Source organism: Streptomyces paludis (genome assembly GCF_003344965.1).
GTDB classification, from domain to species: domain Bacteria; phylum Actinomycetota; class Actinomycetes; order Streptomycetales; family Streptomycetaceae; genus Streptomyces; species Streptomyces paludis.
This window is the reverse complement of record NZ_CP031194.1, coordinates 6303787-6321463: the sequence shown is the minus strand read 5'-3', so window position 1 is coordinate 6321463 and position 17677 is coordinate 6303787. Positions and strand designations below refer to the sequence as shown.

At 72.4% G+C, this 17677-nt stretch carries 17 protein-coding genes; 11 read left to right on the top strand and 6 right to left on the bottom strand.

All coding sequences use genetic code 11. The annotated features are described in order from the left end of the window. Positions 1 to 57 precede the first annotated feature (57 nt). The 3 genes from metE to DVK44_RS28000 all read left to right on the top strand — a co-directional run bounded on the left by metE (position 58) and on the right by DVK44_RS28000 (position 3848). Complete coding sequence (gene metE, locus DVK44_RS28005) at positions 58 to 2373, top strand: 5-methyltetrahydropteroyltriglutamate--homocysteine S-methyltransferase (RefSeq protein ID WP_114663083.1); 2316 nt, start codon at positions 58 to 60, stop codon at positions 2371 to 2373. A gap of 76 nt (positions 2374 to 2449) precedes the next feature. Then, the gene (locus DVK44_RS37990) at positions 2450 to 2566 is read left to right on the top strand and encodes a putative leader peptide (RefSeq protein WP_408055365.1); all 117 of its coding nucleotides are present in this window, start codon (positions 2450 to 2452) and stop codon (positions 2564 to 2566) included. A 118-nt stretch (positions 2567 to 2684) separates the two neighbouring features. Beyond that, on the top strand, positions 2685 to 3848 hold the full coding sequence (locus tag DVK44_RS28000; protein WP_114663082.1) for a PucR family transcriptional regulator: 1164 nt from the start codon (positions 2685 to 2687) through the stop codon (positions 3846 to 3848). A gap of 44 nt (positions 3849 to 3892) precedes the next feature. Here the strand turns inward: DVK44_RS28000 and DVK44_RS27995 are convergent, their stop codons facing one another. Both DVK44_RS27995 and DVK44_RS27990 read right to left on the bottom strand, forming a co-directional pair. Further along, on the bottom strand, positions 3893 to 4684 hold the full coding sequence (locus DVK44_RS27995; protein WP_114663081.1) for a maleate cis-trans isomerase family protein: 792 nt from the start codon (positions 4682 to 4684) through the stop codon (positions 3893 to 3895). Beyond that, the gene (locus tag DVK44_RS27990; RefSeq protein WP_162794085.1) at positions 4681 to 5496 is read right to left on the bottom strand and encodes an ABC transporter substrate-binding protein; all 816 of its coding nucleotides are present in this window, start codon (positions 5494 to 5496) and stop codon (positions 4681 to 4683) included. The genes DVK44_RS27995 and DVK44_RS27990 overlap by 4 nt, the downstream gene beginning before the upstream one ends. A gap of 241 nt (positions 5497 to 5737) precedes the next feature. On the opposite strand from DVK44_RS27990, the gene DVK44_RS27985 reads away from it, so the two are divergent. Genes DVK44_RS27985 through DVK44_RS27965 form a run of 5 tightly spaced genes read left to right on the top strand, consistent with a single transcriptional unit; the run spans position 5738 to position 10448 of the window. Next, positions 5738 to 6994, top strand: a complete 1257-nt coding sequence (locus DVK44_RS27985; RefSeq protein WP_228447406.1) for a M20 family metallo-hydrolase — start codon at positions 5738 to 5740, stop codon at positions 6992 to 6994. Position 6995: 1 nt separating this feature from the next. Continuing rightward, positions 6996 to 7820 (top strand): amino acid ABC transporter ATP-binding protein, encoded by an 825-nt coding sequence (locus DVK44_RS27980; protein ID WP_114663079.1) that lies wholly within the window; start codon positions 6996 to 6998, stop codon positions 7818 to 7820. A gap of 2 nt (positions 7821 to 7822) precedes the next feature. Then, positions 7823 to 8461 carry an amino acid ABC transporter permease gene (locus tag DVK44_RS27975; RefSeq protein WP_114663078.1) on the top strand — a complete coding sequence of 213 codons (639 nt, stop codon included), beginning with the start codon at positions 7823 to 7825 and terminating at the stop codon, positions 8459 to 8461. Then, a complete protein-coding gene (locus DVK44_RS27970) occupies positions 8458 to 9135 on the top strand; it encodes an amino acid ABC transporter permease (RefSeq protein WP_114663077.1) in 678 nt (225 codons plus the stop codon). Before DVK44_RS27975 ends, DVK44_RS27970 begins: the two co-directional genes overlap by 4 nt. Further along, a complete protein-coding gene (locus DVK44_RS27965) occupies positions 9132 to 10448 on the top strand; it encodes an NtaA/DmoA family FMN-dependent monooxygenase (RefSeq protein WP_114663076.1) in 1317 nt (438 codons plus the stop codon). The genes DVK44_RS27970 and DVK44_RS27965 overlap by 4 nt, the downstream gene beginning before the upstream one ends. 40 nt (positions 10449 to 10488) lie before the next feature. On the opposite strand, the gene DVK44_RS27960 is transcribed toward DVK44_RS27965, so the two are convergent. Further along, on the bottom strand, positions 10489 to 11961 hold the full coding sequence (locus DVK44_RS27960; protein WP_114663075.1) for a PucR family transcriptional regulator: 1473 nt from the start codon (positions 11959 to 11961) through the stop codon (positions 10489 to 10491). A gap of 136 nt (positions 11962 to 12097) precedes the next feature. Between DVK44_RS27960 and speB the strand changes: the two genes are divergently transcribed. From speB to DVK44_RS27945, 3 genes are read left to right on the top strand one after another with little or no spacing between them, the layout of a single operon-like run. After that, positions 12098 to 13045 (top strand): agmatinase, encoded by a 948-nt coding sequence (speB, locus tag DVK44_RS27955; RefSeq protein ID WP_114663074.1) that lies wholly within the window; start codon positions 12098 to 12100, stop codon positions 13043 to 13045. Positions 13046 to 13079: 34 nt separating this feature from the next. Beyond that, positions 13080 to 14606 carry a purine-cytosine permease family protein gene (locus tag DVK44_RS27950; protein ID WP_114663072.1) on the top strand — a complete coding sequence of 509 codons (1527 nt, stop codon included), beginning with the start codon at positions 13080 to 13082 and terminating at the stop codon, positions 14604 to 14606. Next, positions 14603 to 15061, top strand: a complete 459-nt coding sequence (locus tag DVK44_RS27945; RefSeq protein ID WP_228447405.1) for a nuclear transport factor 2 family protein — start codon at positions 14603 to 14605, stop codon at positions 15059 to 15061. The genes DVK44_RS27950 and DVK44_RS27945 overlap by 4 nt, the downstream gene beginning before the upstream one ends. Positions 15062 to 15085: 24 nt before the next feature. Here DVK44_RS27945 and DVK44_RS27940 read toward each other — a convergent pair whose 3' ends face one another. The 3 genes from DVK44_RS27940 to DVK44_RS27930 all read right to left on the bottom strand — a co-directional run bounded on the left by DVK44_RS27940 (position 15086) and on the right by DVK44_RS27930 (position 17671). Beyond that, on the bottom strand, positions 15086 to 15736 hold the full coding sequence (locus DVK44_RS27940; RefSeq protein WP_114663070.1) for a DUF2306 domain-containing protein: 651 nt from the start codon (positions 15734 to 15736) through the stop codon (positions 15086 to 15088). Positions 15737 to 15842: 106 nt separating this feature from the next. Beyond that, complete coding sequence (locus DVK44_RS27935; RefSeq protein ID WP_114663068.1) at positions 15843 to 16508, bottom strand: response regulator; 666 nt, start codon at positions 16506 to 16508, stop codon at positions 15843 to 15845. After that, positions 16505 to 17671: a sensor histidine kinase gene (locus tag DVK44_RS27930; RefSeq protein WP_228447404.1), complete on the bottom strand. Its 1167-nt coding sequence runs from the start codon at positions 17669 to 17671 to the stop codon at positions 16505 to 16507. The genes DVK44_RS27935 and DVK44_RS27930 overlap by 4 nt, the downstream gene beginning before the upstream one ends. Positions 17672 to 17677: the final 6 nt, after the last annotated feature.

Here is a 17677-nt window from a genome sequence, read left to right as displayed (position 1 = left end):
TCGCGCTCGCGTCCTGTCGCCGGGATGTTCAGGAGTCATCTCGCGAAGGAGATTTCCGTGACAGCGAAGTCCGCGGCCGCGGCAGCACGGGCCACCGTGTACGGCTACCCCCGCCAGGGACAGCACCGGGAACTGAAGAAGGCCGTCGAGGGGTACTGGAAGGGCCGTGTCACCGCGGCAGCCCTCCGGGAGACGGCGGCCGGTCTGCGCCGGTCCAACTGGGGGCAGTTGGCGGACGCCGGTGTGCACGAGGTGCCGACCGGTGACTTCTCGTACTACGACCATGTCCTGGACACCAGCGTCATGGTCGGCGCCGTCCCGGCGCGGCACCGCGCGGCCGTCGCCGCCGACGCGCTCGACGGCTACTTCGCGATGGCCCGCGGCACCCAGGACGTGGCGCCGCTGGAGATGACCAAGTGGTTCGACACCAACTACCACTATCTGGTCCCCGAACTCGGCCCCGACACCGTCTTCACCGCCGACTCCGCCCAGCAGGTCGCCCAGTTGAAGGAGGCCCTCGCGCTCGGGCTGAGCGCCCGCCCGGTCCTGGTCGGCCCCGTCACGTATCTGCTGCTGGCCAAGCCCGCGCCCGGGGTGGCGGCCGGTTTCGAACCGCTGACGCTGCTGGACCGGCTGCTGCCCGTCTACGCCGAGGTGCTCGCCGATCTGCGCGCCGCCGGTGCCGAGTGGACACAGCTCGACGAGCCCGCGCTGGCCGAGGACCGGACGCCCGCCGAACTGAACGCCGCCGCCCGTGCGTACCGTGACCTCGGCGGCCGGACCGACCGGCCGAAGCTGCTGGTCGCCTCGTACTTCGACCGGCTGGGCGAGGCGCTGCCCGTGCTGGCCAAGGCGCCGGTCGAGGGGCTGGCGCTCGACTTCACCGACGCGGCGGCGGCCAATCTGGAGGATCTCGCCGCCGTCGGCGGGCTGCCCGGCAAGCGGCTCGTCGCGGGCGTCGTCAACGGGCGCAACATCTGGATCAACGACTTCGAGAAGTCGCTGGCCACCCTCGCCACCCTTCTCGGCCTGGCCGGCCAGGTCGATGTAGCCGCCTCCTGCTCCCTGCTGCATGTGCCGCTCGACGCCGCGGCCGAGCGGGACATCGAGCCGGAGATCCTGCGCTGGCTCGCCTTCGCCCGGCAGAAGACCGCCGAGATCGTGACCCTGGCGCAGGGGCTGGCCCGGGGCACCGGCGCCATCGCGGAGGAGATCGCCGCCAACCGGGCCGCCCTCGCCTCCCGTACGGTCTCGGCGATCACCCGTGACCCGGCGGTACGGGCCAGGGCCGCCGCCGTCACCGACGCCGACGGCCACCGCTCCCTGCCGTACGCCGAACGCGCCGGTGCCCAGCGCGCCCGGCTCGGGCTGCCGCTGCTGCCGACGACGACCATCGGTTCGTTCCCGCAGACCGACGAGTTGCGCGCGGCCCGCGCCGACCTGCGCACGGGACGGATCGGCGCGGACGGGTACGAGGAGCGCATCCGGGCCGAGATCGGGGAGGTCGTCTCCTTCCAGGAGAAGGCCGGTCTCGATGTCCTGGTGCACGGCGAACCCGAACGCAACGACATGGTCCAGTACTTCGCCGAACAGCTCACCGGCTATGTCGCCACGCGCAGCGGCTGGGTCCAGTCGTACGGCACCCGCTATGTCCGGCCGCCGGTGCTCGCCGGGGACATCTCACGCCCCGAGCCGATGACGGTGCGCTGGACGTCCTACGCGCAGTCGCTCACCGACCGCCCGGTCAAGGGCATGCTCACCGGGCCCGTCACCATGCTCGCCTGGTCCTTCGTCCGCGACGACCAGCCGCTCGGCGACACCGCGCGGCAGGTCGCCCTCGCCCTGCGCGACGAGGTGAACGACCTTGAGGCGTCCGGGACTTCGGTGATCCAGGTGGACGAACCGGCCCTGCGCGAGACGCTCCCGCTGCGCGCCGCCGACCGCGCCGCGTATCTGGCCTGGGCGACCGAGTCGTTCCGGCTCACCACCGGGGGCGTACGCCCGGACACCCAGATCCATACGCATATGTGCTACGCCGAGTTCGGTGACATCGTCCAGGCCATCGACGATCTCGACGCCGATGTCATCAGCCTGGAGGCGGCCCGCTCACATATGCAGGTCGCCCGTGAACTCGCCGCCCACGGCTATCCGCGCGAGGCCGGACCCGGGGTGTACGACATCCACTCCCCGCGCGTGCCGAGCGCCGAGGAGGCCGCCGAACTGCTCCGCACCGGCCTCCGGGCCATTCCCGCCGAGCGCCTCTGGGTCAACCCCGACTGCGGACTGAAGACCCGCGGCTGGCCCGAGACCCGGGCCTCCCTGGAGAACCTGGTCGCGGCGGCCCGTACCGTCCGCGGGGAACTCCCCGCCTGATCCGACCCGCCTGATCCGACCCGCCGGGCCTGATCCGCCGGTCCCGCCCGTCCCGCCCACCTGTCCCGCTGACCGGATGGTGGGACGGGCGGGTGCGCGCCGGGCGGCGGGTATGTATCGTGCTGGCATGTTCCAGGGGTTCTTCGGCCGACGCCACGTCGACCTGCTGCGTGTCTCCTCCGCCATGTGTTGATGGCCGTACCGGCGTTTCGCCGTAGCGGTATCTCGGTGTTTCGCCGTATCCGGCACACCCACGGACCGGTCCCCCCGTGTTCCGTGTCCCCGCACATGAACCCCGAACCCACAGGCACATGGCTGATCTCACGCATACCCTCGGCACCCTCGCCGGGCTGATCCAGCGCCCCGTGGCGCTGGACGACGCCCGGATGATCCCGATCGCCTCCACCCCGCACCACGGCCTCATCGACGGCAGCCGTATGCGGCTCCTCCTCGGCCGCCCGGCCGAGCCCAGTGTGCGTACGCGCCTGCTGACGGAGAAGCGCATCAACGACGCCCACCACCCGCAGCGGATCGAGCCCTTCCCCGGTCTCGAACTGGGCCGGGTCTACGTGCCGGTCCGGGACCGGGGCAGCACGCTGGTCGGTCATGTCTGGGTGATCGACCCCGACGCCTCGCTCACCGGCGACCGGCTGCGCTCCTTCGGCCGCAGCGTCGGGGACCTGCTCGCGGATCCGGCCGCCGCCCACACCCAGCAGGCGCGCGACCGGTCCGACGACGGCGGCATACCGCGGGTGGCCGGGGCGCATCCCGCGCACCGGGTGCTGGTGGTACGGGCCGTACCGGACGGCGTCATCGACCCGGCCGGCGGCGCGCGGACCGGGCTCGGCGACGCGCTCGCCGGGGAGCTGCGCCGGGCCGCGGGCGATCTCGCCGTGGCCCACGGCACCCTGGACGACGGGGATGTGGTGCTGACCCTCGCGGGCCCGGCCGACGCGGTGGCCCGGCCCCGGCTGGACGGGGTGCTGGCCAGGGCCCGGGACGGGCTGCGGGCCGGCGCGCTGCCCCCGTACCTCGTCCCGCGCTTCGCCGTCTCGCCCCGCTTCGCGCCCGGCGGCCCCGACCGGCCCTCGGTCGACGCGCTGCGCGACATCCTCATGGCCTTCGAGCACCGCGCCGAAGGACCCGCCGTCCACTACGCCGAGGACGTCCCCGCCTACGAACTCCTCGGTGAGCTGCGGCGGTCGCTCGGCGGACGCGCGCTCGCCGTGCCCGGCGACGTACGCGCGCTGCTGGAGAGCCCCCGGGGACGGACGCTGGCGCTCACCCTCAAGGTGTTCCTGGACTCCGGCGGCAACCACAAGCAGGCGACGGAGTCGCTCAACGTCCACCGGGGCACGCTGTACTACCGGCTGGACCAGGCGGCGGAGCTGACCGGTCTGTCGCTCCACGACGGGGTGGCCCGGCTGCGGCTGCACTTCGGGCTCACCCTCGCGGCGCTCCGGGGAGAGCTGTGACCCGGCGGCTCCGGGCCGGGGCCGGGGCCGCGGCCGCGGCCGGTTCACGGTCCGAGCGCCTCCCGGACGGCGGCGGCCAGCGCCAGGTTGCTGCTCACGACGGGAAGGCCGATGCCCTGCCGGAGTTCGGCCAGGACTTCGGCGGTCCGGAGGTTGGTGCAGCTCAGCATGGTCACCGTCGCGTCGTCCCCGGGCGGCGCGTCGCGTGCGAAGCGGATCAGCTCACCGGCGCCGACCCGTGCCGTCTCCTCGTCCTCGGTGATACCGAGCCCCCGGGCGTCGGTGACCGTCAGCCCGAAGGACTCCAGATAGCGCCGCTCCGCCGCCACGATGTCCTCGGTGTACGACGCCCGCAGCCGGACCCGGCCGCCCTCGGCCCGCAGCGCCGTCACCATCGCGCGGGCGGCGGTGACCACCGGGGCGCCGGTCGCGGCCGCCAGCCGGTCCGTCAGCCGGTCCTCGTACACGCGGCCCCGGACGAAGCTGCCGCTGGTGCAGGCGAACACCGTGAGCGCGGGCCGGATCGGGGCCAGCGCCTCCGCCTGCCGTACGGCGTCCTCCTCCAGCGCGAGCAGCCCGTCGAGGGTCACCGAGGGCAGCCGCATCCGGGCGACGTGGAGCCCGGCCCGGCCGCCCAGGAGGCCGGGCAGTTCGCGTTCGACCGCGGTGTCGGTCGCGGGGATCAGCACCGCGACCCGCGGCGCCTCCGGCGGGGCGGGCCGGGAGAACACATGCCGCGTGCCCTCCCGGCCGGTGCCCTCTCGACCGGTGCCCTGCCGGCCCGCGCCTTCCCGGCCCGCGTCTTCCCGGCCGTCCGCCGTACGGCCGGCGCTCACAGGTACGACGGCTTCCCGGTCTCCGCCTTGTCGGGGTCGAGCCCGGCCTTCTTCAGCGCGGCGGCGATACCGCCGTCCTCGTGGAGGGTGGCGATGACCGCGTCGAGCCCGTCCTTGAGGTCCTTGTCGTTCTTCGGCAGGACGAACGCGACCTGTCCGGGGGTGGTCGCGGCGGCCACCTGGGGATCCGGCTCCAGGGTCTTCACGGTGAAGCCGGTGCCCTTGTAGAGGTGGAGCGAGGTCCCGTAACTGTCGAGCCCCGCCTCGATACGGCCAGCCTCCAGATCCTGCTTCAGCTCCACCGACGACGGATACTGCTTGAGTTTTCCGTTCAGGACCTTGTCGATGTCCTCCACCCAGTTGTATCCCTGGACGGTGCCGACCTTCTTTCCCTTGAGTTCGTCGACCGTCGATATTCCCGACTTCGAGATGATGGAGCCCGGCTCGATGTAGATGGGATCCGTGAAATCGATCACCTTGGCGCGTTCCTTGGTGCGGAATATGGAGCCGATGGCGATGTCGATACGCTTCTGCCGGACCGCGGGAATGAGCGCGGAGAACTCATAGGGCTTGGCCACGACCTTCAGCCCGTACTTCTCGGCGATCTTGTACACGACATCGCCGTCCGGGCCCACGATCCGGCCGTTCTCCAGACTGGAGAACGGCGGGAACGTCGGTACTCCAACGGTGAGTTCACCTGCGCTGATGGTGCTGAACGGGACATCGGAGCCGCCGCTCCCGGAGTCCTTGTCCGACGAGCCGCCGCAGGCGGTGAGGGTCGCCAGAAGCAGCGTTCCGGCCAGTGCGGCCACGGCTCTGAATGATGTGCTGGATCTTTTGGCGGGAACTCTCATGGCGGGCTCTCTTCAGGGGCTCGGACAGCGGACGGGTCCGCCGGGGGTACCAGCAGCATGACCCGGAGCACGACCGGCCGTAAATAGACAATTGCCCAAGAAACATTCTTTCAACAAATGTCCATGGAATACCTCCGGAACGGCCCGTACTGTGTGCCGGGTACCGAATGGCAGGAAGCTCCGGAGAGAGATACGGATTGTGACCGACATAACAAGCGAGACGACACTCGGCGTCGATTCCGTACGCCTCTGGAATTCTCTGCGCGAGGTGTCCGCGTTCGGTGCCACCGCCGGTGGCGGACTCGACCGGCTGGCCCTGGGCGACCATGACCGCGCGGCCCGCGACCATCTGGTGCGGGCGGCGCAGGAGCGCGGCTGGGCGGTCGCCGTCGACCCGGTCGGGAACATCTTCGTCACCCGGCCCGGCACCGAGCCGGGCGCGGCCCCCGTCCTGATGGGCTCGCACCTCGACTCCCAGCCGCTCGGCGGTCGGTACGACGGTACGTACGGCGTACTGGCCGGGCTGGAGGTGCTCCGTACGCTCGACGACGCCGGTGTCCGTACCCGCCGCCCCCTCGTGCTCGCCGACTGGACCAACGAGGAGGGCTCCCGCTTCAGCCCGAGCATGCTCGGCTCCGCCGTCTACACCGGCGCCCACGATCTGGCGGGCGCCCTGGCCCGTACCGACCACGCGGGCGCCACCCTGGGCGGCGAACTCGCCCGGATCGGCTACGCGGGAACCCCGGACGGTGTGCCGCGCCGTCTCCACCGGGCCCTTGAGGTCCATATCGAGCAGGGCCCGGTGCTGGAGGACGAGGGCGTCGACATCGGTGTCGTCACCGGCGTGTACGGCATCCGCTGGTACGACGTGAGCGTCCGCGGCGCGGGCGGGCACAGCGGTACGACGCCGATGTCCGCCCGGCGCGACGCGCTCGTCGCCGCCGGGGCCGTCGTGCGGAGCGTCAGCGAACTCGCCGACGCGCTCTCGCCGGAGCTGCGGGCCACCACCGGCGAGATCGTGGTCTCGCCCAACTCCCGTAACTCCATTCCCGGTTCGGTGCGCCTCGCGCTGGACGTACGGCATCCCGAGGACGCGGTCCTGGACCGCGCCGAGCGGGCCATCGAGGAGCGGACCGCGGAGATCGCCCGCGCGTCGGGCACCGCCATCACCGTCGAGCCGGTGCTGTCCCAGCCCCCGACCGTCTTCGACGCCGGGACGGCCGCCGCCGTCCGGAGGGTGGCCGACCGGCTCGGGCTGAGCCGGCGGGACCTGGTCTCGGGGGCGGGCCACGACTCCGTCCATCTCTCCCGGATCGCGCCGACCGCGATGATCTTCATCCCCTGTGTGGGCGGAGTCAGCCACCACGAGAGCGAGAACATCCGGCAGGACTGGGCGGTCAACGGCGCGAACGTGCTGCTGCACACCGCGCTGGACGCGGCGCGGGAGAGCGACTGACATGACAACAACACCCACCGGCGGCACAGCCCCGCCCACCGACCGGACGAACACCGACCACCACCCCACTCCCGCCGACGCCGCCTTCGTCTCGTTGCGGGGCCTCGCCAAGTCCTTCCACGGACAGCGGGTCTTCGAAGGCATCGACCTCGACGTCCGGGCCGGCACCGTCACCGCCGTCATCGGCCCCAGCGGCGGCGGCAAGAGCACCCTGCTGCGCTGTGTGAACCGGCTGGAGACACCCGACGCCGGCACGGTCACGGTGGGCGGTGTCCGCTACCCGGCCGACGGGCCGCTCGACCGGGCACGGCGTACGGCGCTGAACCGTACCGTCGGCATGGTCTTCCAGTCCTTCAACCTCTTCCCGCACCTGACCGCCGAGCGCAACATCACCCTCGCCCAGCAGCGCGCGCTGAAGCGCCCCCGCGCCGAGGCCGTCCAGCGCTCCCGCGAACTCCTCGACCGGGTGGGCCTGCTGGAGAGGGCGGACGCCCATCCGCACACCCTCTCCGGCGGCCAGCAGCAGCGCGTGGCCATCGCCCGCGCGCTCGCGCTCGACCCCGAGGTGCTGCTGTTCGACGAGCCCACCTCGGCGCTCGACCCGGAACTGGCCCTCGATGTGCTGGCGGTGATGCGCTCGCTGGCCGCCGAGGGCCGCACGATGATCGTGGTCACCCATGAGACGCGCTTCGCGGAGGAGGTCTCCGAGCAGGTCGTGGTCATGGCCGACGGCGGCATCGTCGAGGCGGGCACACCCCGCGCGGTCCTCCACGACCCGGCCCACCCCCGGGCCCGCCGCTTCCTCGCCTCCGTCAGGGGGCGCTGAGCGTGGACCTGTTCACCGCGATCGTCCGGGGCGTCCCGCTGACCCTGGGGATCACGGCCGCCTCCTTCACCCTGGGCGCGCTGCTGGCCCTGCCGCTCGCCGCGGGGCTGCGGGCGCGCCACCGCGCGGCGCGGATCCCCGTCCGCCTCGTCGTGGACGTGGTCCGCGGGATCCCCATCCTGGTCTGGCTGTTCCTGCTCTACTTCGGCCTGTCGGTCGGCGCCTTCCGGCTGGACGCGGTCCAGGCCGCCGTGCTGACCCTCGGCGGTGTCTCCGCCGCGTACCTCGCCGAGACCTACCGCGGCGCCGTCGCCGCCGTCGACCGGGGGCAGTGGGAGGCGTCGCGCGCGCTGGCGCTGCCCCGGGCGGCGGCGTTCGCCACCGTCATCGCGCCCCAGGCGGCCCGGATCGCCCTGCCCACCGCCACCACCTTCGCCCTGACCCTGCTCAAGGACTCCTCCATCCCCAGTGTGATCGGGGTGACGGAGGTCGCCTTCCGCACCGTCGAGCAGGCGCGCTCCACCGGCCAGGGGCTGCCCGCGTACGGGGTGGCCGTGGCCCTGTACATCGTGATCAGCGTGCCTGTCGCCCTGCTCTCCCGGTACCTGGACCACCGGCTGCGGAAGAAGGTGGCGCGATGACCGCCGAGCTGACCGGCCGGCTCCCCGAGCTGTTCGACGGGCTGAAGGTGACCCTGGGTCTCACCGGGGTCAGCCTCGCCTGGGGGCTGCCCGCGGGCCTGCTGCTGGCGCTGCTCTCCTCGTCCCGCAGACGGGCCGTGTCCTGGCCCGCGATCGCGGTCGTGGAGGCGGGCCGGGGCATCCCCGTCGTGGTGGCGCTCCAGTTCCTCTACTACGGCCTGCCGGGCGCGGGCATCCGCCTCGACGCCGTCCCCACCGTCTGGCTCGCCATCGGGTTCAGCGTCGCCGCGTACTCCAGCGAGATCATCCGGGCCGCCCTCCAGTCGGTGGCCGAGGGCCAGCGCGAGGCCGCCCTCGCGCTGGCCCTGTCCCGGACCGACACCCTGCGGTACGTGGTGCTGCCGCAGGCGCTGCGGGTGGCCCTGCCCCCGCTGCTCGGGCTCGCGGTCCAGATGTTCCAGGCGACCTCCCTTGCCTTCGCCGTATCCGTCCCGGAACTCACCGGCCGGGCGTACGCGATCGGCTCCGCCACCTTCCTCTACGTCGAGGTCCTGACGATCGCCGGGATCTTCTACGCGCTGGTGACGCTTCCGGTGATCCGTCTGGTCGCCGCCCTGGAGAGACGGTCCGGAGCCCCGGCCGCCGCACCCCGTACGAAAGGACTCCCCGCATGACCGACCGCAGATTCCATCTGGGCTGGTTCCTCAACTACACGGTGGACGGCTGGGACGAGCAGTGGTCCGACGGCGGCCGGGACTGGTCGGGCGAGGTGTTCGTGGACATCGCCCGGCAGCTGGACCGGGCCGGCTTCGACTATGTCCTCCTGGAGGACAAGCTGATGGTCGCCGACGCCTACGGCGGGAGCTTCGAGGCGGAGCTGCGGCACGCGCAGCACTCGCCCAAGCTCGACCCGGCGCCGCTCGTACCGCTGCTGGCGCAGGCCACCGAGCACCTCGGCTTCATCGTGACGCTCTCCTCGACCTTCTACCCGCCCTTCCTGCTGGCGCGGCTGGTGTCGACGCTGGACCATCTCACCGGGGGCCGGGTCGGCTGGAACATCGTGACCTCCGCCGAGGACCGGGCCGCGCAGAACTTCGGCCACGACGCGATCCCCGAGCACGACCTGCGGTACGAGAAGGCCGACGAGTACGTGGATCTGGTGCGCCGGCTGTGGGGGTCGTGGGAGCCGGACGCGGTGGTCCGCGACCGCGCGACCCGTACGTACATCGACCACACCAAGGTTCACGACATCGACTTCGAGGGCCGCTTCTACCGCTCCCGGGGGCCGCTCAACACCGTCCCGTCGCCCCAGCACTTCCCCGTCCTCGCGCAGGCCGGGGGCTCACCCAAGGGCCGCGCGCTGGGCGCCAAGTACGCCGATACGGTGGTGGCGCCCGCGTCGACGGTGGAGGACATGCGCGCGTACCGGGACGACATCCGCCGCCGGGCCGCCGAGAACGGCCGTGACCCGGACGACGTGAAGGTCCTCTTCCTGGTCGCCCCGGTCCTGGGCGACACCGACGAGCACGCCTGGCAGCGGGTCGAGGCCCGCGTCAACGACCCGCTGTTCATCGAGCGCAGCCTCGTGGCGATCTCCGATGTGACGGACATCGACTTCTCCCGGTTCGACCTGGACCAGCCGCTCCCGGCCGACCTGGCCACCCACGGCGAACAGGGCACCCTGCGCGCGATGCTGAAGGGCGGCCGGGACCGTACGCTGCGGGAGCTGATCACCGGCGATGCCGGGCGGCGCAAGGGGGATCTGGTGGGCTCGCCCGCGACGGTCGCCGACCGGCTGGAGGAGATCGCGGAGGCGGTGGGCGGGGACGGCTTCCTCTTCCACGCGCCGAACATGCGGATCAGCCGCAAGTACGTCATCGAGGTCACGGACGGCCTCGTACCGGAACTGCGCCGCCGCGGCCTGCTCCGTACGGCTGACACCCCCCGCACCCGCCGCCATCTGCGCGACACACTGCGCGAGTTCTGACCCACTCAGAGCCTGGACCGCTCAGCCGCCCGCAGCCCACTCAGCCGCTCCCGAGCTGTGCGGCGGCCCGGAGCGCGAGCCAGACCTCGGCGAAGGCCGCCGTGGAGGAGAGGTCGCGGCCGGTGATCTCGGCGAAGCGGCGCAGCCGGTACGCGAGGGTGTTGGGGTGGATGTGGAGGGCCGCCGCCGCGTCGTCGCCGCGGCGGTCCCGTTCCATCCAGGTGCGGACCGACGGCAGCATCTGGGAGTTGTGCGCGGCGTCGTAGCGGATCACCTCGCCGAGTACGTGCTCGACGAGGGCCGCGAGCACCGCGGGGTCGTCGGGGAGCCAGCGGCCGGTGCCGTCGTCCCCGTACACGACGAGCGGACGGCCGGACTCGGCGGCGTTGGACGCCGCCCAGAGCGCTTCGCGCTGGGCGACCCGCAGGGGTTCGCCGGGCGGGACGGGGCGGCTCATGCCGGCCGCGACGCCGGGCATGGCGGCGATGGCTCCCTGAAGCTCCGGTGAGCCGAGGACATAGCGGTCCTCGCCCCGGCCGAGCAGCAGATAGGGCTGTCCGTCCAGGCTGCGCAGCAGGGCGTCCTCGCTGACCCCCCGTACGACCAGCAGGGCCGTCGGCCCCTCGATGGAGTGCCGCTGGAGACGGCGGCGCGCGACCGCCGGGTCCACGACGTCCTGGAGCAGCTCGGCCAGGGTCTCCGCGCCCTCGCGGCGCAGGGTCTCGCGTTCGGTCCGGACGATGGCGAGCTGGAGCGCGGCCACGGTGGCGATGTGCTGGACGACGGCGAGCCCGGCCGGCCGGGCGCCCTCGCGCGCGAACGCGATCAGGAATCCGGCGGGTCCGCCCGGCGCGAGCACGGGCAGGACGAACCCGCCGGGGATGGTGGGCGGCGCGTCCGCCGAGGCCGGGATCACCCCGGGGTCGGGGGCGGGGACACCCGGGAGCAGCGGGCGGCCCTGCGGGGTGCAGAGGTAGACGTCGTAGCCGGACAGCCGCTCCAGGCGCCGGAAGAGGGTGGCGGTGTCCAGGTTCTCGGAGGCGAGCCAGCGCAGGGCGCCGAAGACCTGGAGCTGGGCGCCGAGCCGCTGCCGGGAGTCCTCCTGTACGGCGGCGGCGACCTCCTGGGCGACGGCGACGAACGGCACGGCCAGCGGGATCTCCAGGACGGGCATGTTCCGCTCCTCGGCCGCCGCGAAGAACGCCTTGTGCAGCGGTGGCACCCGCAGCTGGGCGGAGAGCGCGAGCGCGCAGACCCCGGCGTCGTCGAGCCGTTCCAGATAGGCCCGCTGGCGGGCGGCCGTACGGGGGACTGCGAGCCCGGTCGTCATGATCATCTCCGCGCCGAGGAGCCAGGGCGTGGGGTCGTCCAGCTCGCTCACATGCGCCCAGGAGACCGCCCGCCGCAGCCCGCCCTCACCGGCCAGCAGCCGGAGCTGGAGGGCGGGGAACGACAGCAGATCCTCCACGGTCAGCTCGTTCCCGGCCACCGAATGGGCCCCTGTTTCGGCCATCGGCTTGTTCCTGTCCACAAGAAACACCCTATCCGTTCGGGAAAGAGACAATTGCTGTCCTTGTCCTCGTCGCCACAGACTGGGCCGGGTCCGGCGCCCCGCGGCGCCCGCCCCGAGCCGAGAGGACCACCCCCGCATGACCACACCCCGAGGCCCCGTCGACTCCTCCCGGATCCCCCGGTTCGCGGGCCCGGCCACCTTCGCGCGGCTGCCGCGGCTGGACGAGGTGGAGCAGTGTGACATCGCGGTGGTCGGGGTGCCCTTCGACAGCGGGGTGTCCTACCGGCCGGGGGCCCGGTTCGGCCCGTCGGCGGTACGGGAGGCCAGCCGGCTGCTGCGGCCGTACCACCCCGGGCTGGACGTCTCGCCGTTCGCGGAGACACAGGTGGCCGACGCCGGTGACATCGCCTGCAACCCCTTCGACATCAACGAGGCCGTCGAGACGATCGAGCACGCCGCCGGCGAGCTGATCGCGACCGGTGCCAGGCCGGTCACCATCGGCGGCGACCACACCATCGCGCTGCCGCTGCTGCGCGCCCTGTCCCGGGAGCACGGCCCGATCGCGGTCCTGCACTTCGATGCCCATCTGGACACCTGGGACACCTACTTCGGCGCCGAGTACACCCACGGCACCCCGTTCCGCCGCGCGGTCGAGGAAGGCATCGTCGACACCGAGGCGCTCAGCCATGTCGGCACCCGGGGCCCCCTCTACGGCAAGAAGGACCTGGAGGAGGACCGGCGCCTCGGCTTCGGCATCATCACCTCGTCCGATGTCATGCGGCGCGGGGTGGACGAGACCGTGGACGCGCTGCGGCAGCGCGTCGGCGACCGCCCGTTCTACGTCTCCATCGACATCGACGTGCTCGACCCGGCGCACGCCCCCGGCACCGGAACGCCCGAGGCCGGCGGTCTGACCAGCCGGGAGCTGCTGGAGATCCTGCGCGGGCTGGCCGGCACCCGGCTGGTCGGCGCCGATGTGGTCGAGGTCGCCCCCGCCTACGACCACGCCGAGATCACCTCCGTCGCCGCCTCCCATGTCGCGTACGACCTGATCAGCCTGCTCGCCCTCACCCAAAGGCCCTGACCTCCGCCACCGCCCCGTGTCCCCAGGAGTTCCCATGTCCCAGACCTCCGCACCCGCCGAGAGCGGCGCCACTCCCCAGGCGTCCCCCGAGGTTCCCCACGCCAAGGTCACCAAGGTGGAGCCGTACGGCGTCGCCCCCATCCCGCCCGAGGAGCAGACCTCCCGGCCGCTGGATCTGTTCCGGCTGGTCTTCGGCGGGACCAACACCTTCGCGACGATCATCCTGGGCACCCTGCCGATCGCGTACGGCCTCGGTTTCTGGGCGGCGGCCTCGGCCGTGGTCGTGGGGGTGGTCGCCGGCGCGCTGATCCTGATGCCGATGTCGCTGTTCGGTCCCCGTAACCGGACCAACAACGCGGTGTCCTCCGGGGCACACTTCGGTGTGGTCGGGCGGTGTGTCGGGTCGTTCCTGTCGCTGCTGACCGCGATTGCGTTCTTCTCCATCTCCGTGTGGGTCAGCGGGGACGCGATCGTGGGCGCCGCCGGCCGGCTGTTCGGTGTGGACGGCGGGGACACACTGCGCGCGGCGGCGTACGGTGTGATCGCCGTCGCCGTCCTGGTGGTGTGTATCTACGGCTACGAGTTCATGCTGCTGATCAACAAGATCGCGGTCGTCGCCGGCAGCGCGATCATGCTGCTGGGCATCTTCGCCTTCGGCGGCTCCTTCCACGCATCCTTCGCCGGCAGCGGGGACTACGCGCTCGGCGGCTTCTGGCCCACCTGGATGCTCGCCGTACTCACCGCGCTGGCCAACCCCGTCTCGTTCGGGGCCTTCCTCGGGGACTGGTCCCGCTACATCCCCGACCGCTACCCCTCCTCCCGGCTGATGGCCGCGCCGTTCCTCGCCCAGGTCGCCAGCCTGCTGCCGTTCCTCTTCGGCGTCGCCACCGCCACCCTGGTCGCGGACCCGAACAACTACGTGGCCGGGCTCGCCGCCATCTCGCCGCTCTGGTACGCCCTGCCGCTCATCGCGATCGCGCTGATCGGCGGTCTGTCCACCGGCACGACCGCGCTCTACGGCACCGGCCTGGACTTCTCGTCGATCTTCCCGCGTCTGAGCCGGGCCCGGGCGACCGCGCTGATCGGCTCGCTGTCGGTCGCCTTCATCTTCGTCGGGAACTTCGTCCTCGACGTGGTCTCCAGCATCAACGCCTTCGCGGTCCTGATCGTGCTCTGCACCACGCCCTGGATGGCCGTGATGATGATCGGCTACTTCGTCCGCCGGGGCTTCTACCTCACCGACGACATCCAGGTGTTCAACCGGGGCCAGAAGGGCGGCGCGTACTGGTTCACCAACGGGGTGAACTGGCGCGGTATGGCCGCCTGGGTCCCCGCCACCGCCGTAGGCCTGCTGATGGCCAACACCCCGCTGATCGCCGGACCCTGGCGCGACATCGCGGGCGGCATCGACCTGAGCCTGGTCGCCACCCTCGCCGTCGCCGCGGTGCTGTACACCGCGCTGCTGTTCCTCTTCCCCGAACCCCGCGCCGTCTTCGGCCCGGCCGGCCCCCGCCTCGTCCCGGCCAAGGACACCCCGACCGCCCCGATCGTCGCCGAATGACCGGCACCGACACCAGCACCACCCCGAGGGAACCCACGATGAACAGCACCACGACAGAGCACCGGCCCGCCGAGGAGTCGGTACGCGCGGCGGCCGCCGCCCTGGTGTCCGCCTTCGCCGAGGGCCGCCTGGACGACTACTTCGCCGCCTTCGCCCCCGACGCGACCTTCCTCTTCCCCACCACCACGCGCCGCCTCACCTCCGTAACGGAGTACCGGGAGCTGTGGCAGCGCTGGGTGACGGAGGACGGCTTCCGCGTACTGGACTGCGCCTCCACCGAACAACTCATCCAGCCCCTCGGCGACACCGCCGTCTTCAGCCACCACGTCACCACCCGCATCACCACCCACACAGGCGAGGAAACCCTCACCGAACGAGAAACCATCATCTTCACCCGCCGCACCCCGAACGGCCCTTGGCTCGCCGTGCACGAGCACCTGTCCACGGCCGTCTGACCGCGGACGGGCGCGCCCGGCGGTCTACGTCCGCGGGTGACCGGACGGTGCGGAGCGGCGGTGGCGGCGTCTGATGAGGGTCTCGGCGATGGCCAGGTTGACGATCCAGGCCAGGGTCTGGCCGACCGGGATCATTGAGGCCGCTTTCTGGCCTAGCTCGCCCGGGGTGACCGTGCCCAACGGGATCTGTGCCAGCAGGAGCAGCGGCACCAGGAGGCGTGCGGTGACGGCGAGGAGGGTCAGTGCGTAGTTGCGCGTCATCCAGTCGCGATGGGCGGTGATGTCCCGCCGTCGGGCGGCCCGGTACGCGAGAGCGCCGGTGAGCAGCCACAGGACGGCCGCGGTGGTGAGGCCGATCTGCGTCAGGAGGCGGCCGGACCACAGCGCGACCGGGATCGCGGTGAGGCCGGCGGGCAGGACTCCGGCGGCGAGGTAGCAGCGGCCGACGGTGCGGTGGATCCGTCTGCGGGCGCGCACCTTCGGTACGGCCTGGAGGAGGCCGAGGATCAAGGCGACCGCGGCGGTGAGGATATGGGTGACGAGCACGCCGTAGTGCAGGCCGCCGCTCACTTCGATACGGCTCCGGTGGACGTCCAGACCCAGGTACGGGTACGCGACCACCAGGCTGAAGACGACGGCGACGGCGAGGAGTAGCCAGGGCGTTGATTTGCGCATGCCTCAGGTTCTCCGGCGCCGCCGGGTCCCCACATCCGCCCGGTGACGGCCGACGTGTACGCGGATCCGCGTACCGTGCCGGGGACCGGACGGTACGTACGCGCCGTTACGCCGGGCCGGGTCGCCGGCGGTCCACGGTGAGACCGGCGCGGACGCCGAAGACGACGAGCTGAGCGCGGGTGCGGGCGTTCAGTTTCACCATCGCCCGGCCGGCGTGGGTGCGTACGGTCGCCGGGCTCAGCGAGAGTTCGCGGGCGATCTCCTCATTGGTCCGGCCGGTGGTGACCCAGGCCACGATCTCCCGCTCCCGGTCGGTCAGCGTGTCCATGCCGGTGACGGCTCCGCCGGGCTGGCTGAACACCGAGACCACCCGCCGTGTCACCGAAGGCGACAGCAGCGCCTCGCCGACCGCCACCACCCGTACCGCCCGGACCAGATCCGCCGAGGCGGTGTCCTTGAGCAGGAATCCGGCGGCGCCCGCCTGCAACGCCTCGAAGACGTATCTGTCGATCTCGAAGGTGGTCACCACGATCACCCGGACACCCGCGAGATCCGGCTCGGCCGCCATCGCCCGCAGCGTGGCCAGCCCGTCCATACCGGGCATCCGGATATCCAGCAGCAGTACGTCCGGCCGCTCCCGGCGCGCCACCCGCAGCGCCTCGTGCCCGGAGGCGGCCTCGCCCACCACGGCCAGGTCGTCCTCCCGGTCGATCAGCATCCGCAGGCCCATCCGTACGAGGTCCTCGTCGTCGGCCAGCACCACCCGGATCACCGGGCACCCCCCGCCGGCAGCCGCGCGGCGACCTGGAAACCGCCGCCGGTCCGCGGTCCGGCGGCGAACCGGCCGCCGACGGCCTCGACTCTGCCGCGCAGCCCCACCAGCCCCCGGCCGCCCGTCGCGGCACCGTCGGCGGCTCCGTGCCCCCGGTCTCCGACCTGTACGAGCACCTCACCGCCGGCGGGCACCACCCGGACGTCCGCGACGGTCGGTCCGGCGTGCCGCAGTACGTTCGTCAGCGATTCCTGCACCACCCGGTACGCCACCGCCCATGCCTCGTCGGTCAGGGTCACCTCGGTCATCGTCAGCTCCACCGGCAGTCCGGCCGCGCGGACCTCGTCGACGAGGACACCGAGACCGGTCGGCCCCGCCTCCCCGTCCTGCGGATGGAAGGCGTCGAGCATACGGCGCAGATCGGCCAGGGACGCGCCGCTGGTGGTCTTGATCGCCTCCAGCGACGCGCGCGCCTGGTCGGGACGCTCGTCGAGCACCAGCAGCGCGATCCCGGCGTGCATCGCGATCAGCGCGAATCCGTGTCCGGCCGCATCGTGCACCTCACCGGCCAGCCGCAGCCGTTCGGCGGTGGCGGCCCGGGCCGCGAGATCCCGCCCGGCCCGCTCCCTGGCCGCCGCCGTGACATGCACCAGCGCTCCCAGCGACCAGGGCAGCACCACCCACGCCGTCCACCCCAGGGCGAATACGGCCGGCTCCCGCAGCCCCGGCATCGACCGCAGCAGCACCGTCGCCGAAGCCGTCAGCGCCGCGATCGCGCAGACACCGGCCGAGAACCGCGGTGGCCGCCGTCTGGCCACCTCGAACATGGCGGCCACCATGCACAACAGCACCGGGCCGGGCGGGTAGCCGGCGAGCAGGTACGCGCTGACCGCCAGCATGGCCCCGGCCAGGGCCCAGACCGGCGCCCGGCGCAGCCCCACCGTCACCAGCGCCGCCGCCGCGACCAGCACGATCCCCCAGAAGTCCAGGTCAGCCCCCTGGTCGCGGTGCGCCCCGACCAGAGCGACGGTGGCGGTGACAAGCACCGCCGCCGCCAGCACGGCCCACGCCAGGTCCATCCCGTACCGGAACTGCCAGAACTGCCGGAGCTGCCACACCTGCCGGGACTGCTGCCGGAACTGCCGGGGCCCGCGGTCGTCCATCGCCTT